This window comes from Mesorhizobium sp. M7A.F.Ca.CA.003.01.2.1, assembly GCF_003998945.1.
In the GTDB taxonomy this organism is placed as follows: domain Bacteria; phylum Pseudomonadota; class Alphaproteobacteria; order Rhizobiales; family Rhizobiaceae; genus Mesorhizobium; species Mesorhizobium ciceri.
In genome coordinates this window covers 1-6,750 of the sequence record NZ_RZRA01000203.1, presented here as the reverse complement: position 1 = coordinate 6,750, position 6,750 = coordinate 1, and the positions used below count along the sequence as shown (strand labels likewise).

At 62.6% G+C, this 6,750-nt stretch carries 4 protein-coding genes and 1 pseudogene; 3 read left to right on the top strand and 2 right to left on the bottom strand.

Going from position 1 to position 6,750, the window contains the following annotated elements; all coding sequences use genetic code 11:
* Positions 1-365: pseudogene (locus tag EN969_RS11025) on the top strand (glutamine synthetase); the annotation flags it as partial.
* Positions 366-1,103: 738 nt separating this feature from the next.
* Here the strand turns inward: EN969_RS11025 and glnA are convergent.
* Together glnA and EN969_RS11010 are read right to left on the bottom strand one after the other, a co-directional pair.
* Entirely contained in the window at positions 1,104-2,513 is a 1,410-nt protein-coding gene (gene glnA, locus EN969_RS11015; protein WP_013531452.1) for a type I glutamate--ammonia ligase, read from the bottom strand.
* A gap of 65 nt (positions 2,514-2,578) precedes the next feature.
* Complete coding sequence (locus tag EN969_RS11010) at positions 2,579-2,917, bottom strand: P-II family nitrogen regulator (RefSeq protein WP_006205430.1); 339 nt, start codon at positions 2,915-2,917, stop codon at positions 2,579-2,581.
* 358 nt (positions 2,918-3,275) lie between these two features.
* Between EN969_RS11010 and EN969_RS11005 the strand changes: the two genes are divergently transcribed.
* A complete protein-coding gene (locus EN969_RS11005; protein ID WP_063168062.1) occupies positions 3,276-4,820 on the top strand; it encodes a bifunctional ADP-dependent NAD(P)H-hydrate dehydratase/NAD(P)H-hydrate epimerase in 1,545 nt (514 codons plus the stop codon).
* Positions 4,817-6,750, top strand: a 1,934-nt coding sequence (locus EN969_RS11000) for a hypothetical protein (RefSeq protein WP_127419124.1), incomplete at its 3' end; no start/stop codon positions are given. The genes EN969_RS11005 and EN969_RS11000, both read left to right, overlap by 4 nt.

The window sequence follows — 6,750 nt, the reverse complement described above, 5'->3', positions numbered from 1 at the left end:
GCTCTGGCATGCACGCCAACTTCTCGACCGCCTATATGCGCGAAGTCGGCGGCAAAGCCTATTTCGAAGCGCTGATGGCGGCCTTCGACAAGAACCTGATGGATCACATCGCCGTCTACGGCCCGGACAACGACAAGCGTTTGACCGGCAAGCACGAGACCGCGCCGTGGAACCGGTTCAGCTATGGCATTGCCGACCGTGGCGCCTCGATCCGCGTGCCGCATTCCTTCATCAAGAGCGACTATAAGGGTTATCTGGAAGACCGCCGTCCGAACTCGCAGGGCGACCCCTACCAGATCGCCTCGCAAATCCTGAAGACGATCGCCTCGGTTCCGGCAAGCGCTCAGGTTTCAGCCGCCGCGTAAGTGTTTCGGACTGTATGACAAGAGGACCCCGGCGTTTCGCGCCGGGGTTCTTTTTTGGCCGTTACCCGGCGGACTGCATTCCCGGTAAAACATACCCAGAAAAAGTCAGGCAGTTCCGGCGGTCGCTAATCGCCCGTGAGTTCCGGCCGCAGCCGTGCGGGTCTGCGGCGATCACTCGCCAGAAAGCCCGGAAAACCGCCTTTTTCCAGCCCTTGTCCGGGGCGATGGATCTTCCATAAGCATCTGTTCATACAACGGAATCGGTCATTCGCCACCCGGCTGGCGGCGTTGACAGATCACGCTACGGCATGCGTATTCGCTGGCCTTGGGGTTACGTCACGCAATGCTGTTCGGACGGGCGGGGTTTTCTTGAACGGCGGCATTGGCGTGGGCGCCGGACGAGCGGTCACTGTAGCCTGAGACAGTGCTCCGCTCGCTCCTGGCTCCGACGTTGGCGGCCGAACCGCCTCCCTTGATCATTTACTGAACACCGCCGAGTTGTGATTGAAGCGACGCGCTCAAAAGCCGGCCGCTCCGATGGACCGTAGGTCCAAGAATCCGGGCATCCTATGATCGTCGAAGACGAAAGGCGGATACGGCTGTCCATGCGCGGCTGCCGTGCAGGCGAGGCATGCCGGTCGGCTGGCAATCCTATTGGAGCGCAGCAAAAAGCCCTTGAAAGAGGGACGTCTTTCAAGGGCTTGAGCATTATAGCTAATCTTGGACCGAGATTGAATCTCAGACGGAGTAGTACATGTCGTACTCGACCGGATGCGGGGTCATTTCGAAGCGCATCACTTCGGCCATCTTCAGCTCGATATAGCTGTCGATCTGGTCGTCGTCGAAGACGCCGCCGGCTTTCAGGAAGCCGCGGTCCTTGTCGAGGCTCTGCAGGGCTTCACGCAGCGAGCCGCAGACGGTCGGGATCTTCTTCAGCTCCTTCGGCGGCAGGTCGTAGAGATCCTTGTCCATCGGCTGGCCGGGATGGATCTTGTTCTTTATGCCGTCGAGGCCGGCCATCAGCAGCGCTGAGAAGGCGAGGTAGGGGTTCGCGCCCGGATCGGGGAAGCGGACCTCGACGCGCTTGGCCTTCGGCGACGAGCCGAACGGGATACGGCAGGAAGCCGAGCGGTTGCGCGCCGAATAGGCGAGCAGAACCGGCGCTTCGTAACCCGGCACCAGGCGCTTGTAGGAATTGGTCAGCGGGTTGGTGAAGGCGTTGATCGCCTTGGCATGCTTGATGACGCCGCCGATGAAGAACAGGCAGCTTTCCGACAGACCGGCGTATTCATTGCCGGCGAAGGTCGGCTTGCCGTTCTTCCAGATCGACATGTGGACGTGCATGCCCGAGCCGTTGTCGCCGAAGATCGGCTTCGGCATGAAGGTTGCCGTCTTGCCGTAGGCGTTGGCGACCTGGTGGACGACATACTTGTAGATCAGCATCTTGTCGGCGTTGCGCACCAGCGCGTCGAACTTGATGCCGAGTTCGTGCTGAGCCGCCGCCACCTCATGGTGATGCTTTTCGACGCGCACGCCCATCTCGGCGAGCACGGTCAGCATTTCCGAGCGCATGTCCTGCGCGCTGTCGATCGGCGGCACCGGGAAGTAGCCGCCCTTGATGCGCGGACGGTGGCCGAGATTGCCGGTCTCATAATCGGTGTCGTCGTTCGACGGCAATTCCGTGGAGTCGAGCTTGAATCCGGTGTTGTAGGGATCCGCCTTGTACTTCACATCGTCGAACACGAAGAATTCGGCTTCCGGGCCGACAAAGATGGTGTCGCCGATGCCTTCGGCCTTCATGTAGGCCTCGGCCTTCTTGGCCGTACCGCGCGGATCGCGGTTGTAGGATTCACCCGAAACCGGATCGAGGATGTCGCACAGGATGACCATGGTCGACTGCGCGAAAAACGGGTCCATGTGGACCGTTTCCGGATCGGGCATCAGCACCATGTCGGACTCGTTGATGGCCTTCCAGCCGGCAATCGACGAGCCGTCGAACATCACGCCATCGGCGAACATGTCTTCCTCGACCTCGATGACATCCATCGTCACGTGCTGCAGCTTGCCCTTCGGGTCCGTGAAGCGCAGGTCGACGAATTTCACGTCGTTGTCCTTGATCTGCTTCATGATGTCTTTGGCTGTCGTCATGTCATGTATCCCTGTGTGATGACTTTTTTTGATGATGACGTTTTTCGGGAGGATGGCGCGGTCGGTCAGACCGCGTCCATGCCCGTTTCGCCGGTGCGTATACGCACGACTTCCTCGATATTGGAAACGAAGATCTTGCCGTCGCCGATACGACCGGTCTGGGCCGCCTTGCGGATGGCCTCGATCGCACCTTCGACCGCGTCGTCGCCAAGCACGACCTCGATCTTCACCTTGGGCAGGAAGTCGACGACATATTCGGCGCCGCGGTAGAGTTCGGTGTGGCCCTTCTGACGACCGAAGCCTTTTGCTTCGGTGACGGTGATGCCTTGCAGTCCGGCCTCCTGAAGCGCTTCCTTCACTTCGTCGAGCTTGAATGGCTTGATGATCGCTTCGATCTTTTTCATGTAAAAAGTGGCCTCCACTGCCAAAAAAACGGGTTGTGACCCCCCGCTTGCGCCTCCATCAAGCACGAACTGTGCCAATTCAGCGGATTCTAAGCGGTCTCATAAGATTTCAAAGCCGCGCCGCACCGGGATGCAAATTCGCGTCATTCGCTGCACCGGAAGCGGCATGGACTGCCAGAGCCTACACAGCGCCAGCACCCACGTCCGCACAAAAATCGGGCATATTGCCTATCCCCCAGGCAATTTTCTGCCCGCGATGCTTTCGTGCCAACGTTATGGCTGCAGATCTCGGCAACTCCCCCTTGTTTGCTTAGGATCGAAATCGGACAATGCTTGATCGCATGCGGATCGGCAATCCATGAGCAACGAACTTCTTTCCCCGGCCGAAATGAGCGAGGCCGATCGGCTGACGATTGCCGCCGGCCCAGCCGACGGCATCGGCCTGATGCGGCGCGCTGGTGGAGCGGTCGCGGCCGAGGTTCTCAAGCGCTACCCCTCGGCAAAGCACATCCATGTGCTGTGCGGGCCCGGCAACAATGGCGGCGATGGCTATGTCGTTGCCCGCATCCTGGCCGGCAGCGGCGTCGGCACATCGGTCTGGGCATCCGGCGCGCCGAGGCCGAAAAGCGATGCGGCGCTCGCCGCCGCGGAATGCCCGATCAAGCCCCGGCCGCTGTCTGACTTTGACGCCAAGCCTGGCTCGATCGTGATCGACGCGCTCTATGGGGCGGGGCTGTCGAAGCCGCTGTCCGGCGACGCCGCGAAAGCCATCGATACAGTGACAGCCCTGAGCCTGCCCGTGGTCGCGGTCGACCTGCCGTCCGGCGTCTCTGGAAGGAGCGGTGACATATTGGGCAGGGCGTTTCGTGCCGAGGTCACCATCACCTTCGCGCGGAAAAAGCCTGGCCACCTGCTGCTGCCGGGGCGCGGGCAATGCGGTGAGATCGTGCTCGCCGATATCGGCATCGGCGACGGCATTATCGCCCAGCTCGCCGTCTCGACCTTCGAGAATGTGCCGGACCTGTGGTTGCAGGAATTTCCGGTGCCGACGGTGGATGCGCACAAATACAAGCGCGGCCATGTCGGCGTCTTTTCCGGCGGTCCCAGTGCTACGGGCGCGGCGCGGCTGTCGGCGCTGGCCGCCGCCAGAAGCGGGGCAGGGGCGGTCACCGTGCTGTCGCCTGGCAACGCCATGCAGGTGAACGCGATTCACCTGACCTCGATCATGCTGCGCGAGGCGGGCTCGCTCGAGGAGGTGCAGGAATTTCTAACGGTGCGCCATCCCGGGGCGCTGGTGTTCGGACCGGGGCTTGGGCCAAAGCCCAAGGTCGGCGATTTCGCCCTGCAGCTGATCAAGGCTTTGGAGGAGGAAGCACGCGACGAGGCGACCGCGAACCACGCCAGTGCGATGGTTCTTGATGCCGACGCCATCACGTCGCTGGCCCATCAGCCTCAGGCGCTGTTCGAAGCTGCCCGTCAGCCGAATGCGCCTGCCTTGATAGTTACGCCGCATGAGGGCGAATTCGGCCGCCTGTTCCCTGATATCGCCGGGGACAAAACCATGTCGAAATTGGACAAGGCGCGAACGGCCGCCACGCGGGCCAACGCCGTCATCGTCTACAAGGGCGCCGACACGGTCATAGCAGCACCCGATGGCAAAGCGGCGATCAACTCCAGCGGTGCACCGTGGCTGGCCACAGCCGGGTCAGGCGACGTGCTGTCGGGCATCATTGCCGGTTTGCTGGCGCAAGGCATGCGGCCCTTCGAGGGCACCTGCGCGGCGGTGTGGTTGCATGCTGAGGCCGGCAGCCGGTTCGGACCCGGTCTGATCGCCGAGGACCTGCCGTTGGCACTGGTGCCGGTGTTGCGCGAACTCTTCGACGCGCGCACGGCTGCCCAATGAGCCGCGCGCTCGTTCTGTTGCTTGCCACCCTCATCGCTGCCTTCATGGCGCCGACGGCGCGCGCCGAAGGTCCTGTGACGATCGTCGACGATCCGGCGGTGCTCGCCGCACTCGATGCCAGGGGTTTCGGTTTCGCCGATGTTTTCGGGGTCGACGGCGAGGGCGGTCTGAAGACGCTTTACGACGAGGCGCCGGCCTTTCACGCCATCGTCGAAACGGTTGCCTCCGATGTTGCGGCACTGCGTGCCGATATGAAAGCCGGCGGCCGGACGCTCTACGAAGTCACCGACGGCAATGTCGGCCGCATCATGGACATGCGCTGGCTGAAGACCGACGCCGCGCGCTTCCGGCTGGTCGGCGTCGTCAACCGGCTCGATCGTCGCGACTTCGCGGTGCTGCAAGGCGACAGGAGCTGCGGCGAGGTGCGCTTCATCTACCGCCTGGCCTACAGCTTTCGCAAAAACGGCAAGCTGCTGGCGTCGCGCCTGCCATTCAATTTCAATGCGGTCTACAGCGCCACCCCCGACGCCGATGGCGGCTGCGTCGGTGTTGCCGGACGCTGGACACCCCAGCTTGACGAGAGCGTCGATGCCGGCTGGCTGACCGGCGGGCCGCTGGAGAGAGCTGGGCTCACCTTCAAGCAGCTGGAGCTCAACGTACAGGTGGTGCGCTTCCCCTCCGGCCAGGAAACCGAGTTCGGTGGCCAGGCCGCCTATCTCATGCGGATATTCGGCATCGATGGCGCCGATATCAGCGAAAAACCGCTGGAGAACACGCCCGACACCGCACGGCTTTCGCAGGATGCGGCGCTGAAGGCACGGCTCGCCGTCTATGTCGGCGCCAATTTGCCGGCGGTTGACGAAGGCGTCTATGAGATTCCCGACGAGTTCCTGGCCAGAAAGATCATCTCATGGTCGACCTTCGGCAGCGCGCGGCAGGCCAATCATCCGTTTACGCAATTGTTCCAGCCCAAGGAATTCGCATCGCTCGATTATTCCACGCTAAAACTGGTGCGCACGCCGGAAGCGCTGGTCGAGCGGCTGGACAATGGCGCCTGCCAAGGTTGCCATCAGGCCGGTTCCACTGCCGGCTTCCATTTCATCGGCCTTGACGACAAGACGACATCGCCGCTCAACCGCATCGAGGTCGACATCTCGCCGCATCTTCATGCCGAGATCCCGCGCCGCCAGGCCTGGCTGCGCGCTACAGCTGAGGGCAGGGAGCCAAACCGCTTCCGTCCGCTCTCCTTTGCGCCGCCGGCAGCCTGGACGGACGCCGCGGTCGACTACGCGCCGGCCGAGATGGCCATGCCGTGCCTGATGCCGGAAGATGCGGACCGCTTCGGTGCGACCTGGAAATGCGGCGGCGGCACCGTCTGCACGCCGCTGGCCACCGCTTCGGGCGTGCACACGAAACTGGCGCAATGCCTGCTGCCCAAGGACAGCGAAAAACTGTTTTCCGGCCATCCCTGCCTGACCGGCTCGATCGCCAGCAATGCGGCGCAGCCTTTCAACGACCGCTACAGCAAATCGGGCCAGTTCGCGGCCTTCGCGCCTGCCGCGTCGCGCACCGCCTACACCTGCCGTCCGCCGAAGATCGGCGTGCCGGGCGGCATCGCCTATCGCGGCTGCGACGACAAGGACCGTGCCTTCGCGGCCTTCAAAGCTGGCAAGCCGATGCCGAACGAGATTTGCGGGCTGGTCGGCGGCAAGAAATTCGACATCTGCGTGGCCACCAACAATTTCGACCAATGCCTTGGCGGCGCCGTCAATCGCGGCAACCGGCCGGCCTGTTCGGCCGATCATTTCTGCCGCGAGGACTATATGTGCCAATCGCTGCCGCCGGACACGCCGGGCATCGGCAAAGTGAAAGGCATCGGCTTCTGCTCGCCGACCTATTTCATCTTCCAGATGCGCATCGACAATCACGC

What these genes read in the sequence shown, in the direction of transcription:
- glnA (WP_013531452.1), bottom strand. Translation starts at nt 2,513, where the DNA reads ATGACGACAGCCAAAGACATCATGAAGCAGATCAAGGACAACGACGTG.
- EN969_RS11005 (WP_063168062.1), top strand. Translation starts at nt 3,276, where the DNA reads ATGAGCAACGAACTTCTTTCCCCGGCCGAAATGAGCGAGGCCGATCGG.
- EN969_RS11010 (WP_006205430.1), bottom strand. Translation starts at nt 2,917, where the DNA reads ATGAAAAAGATCGAAGCGATCATCAAGCCATTCAAGCTCGACGAAGTG.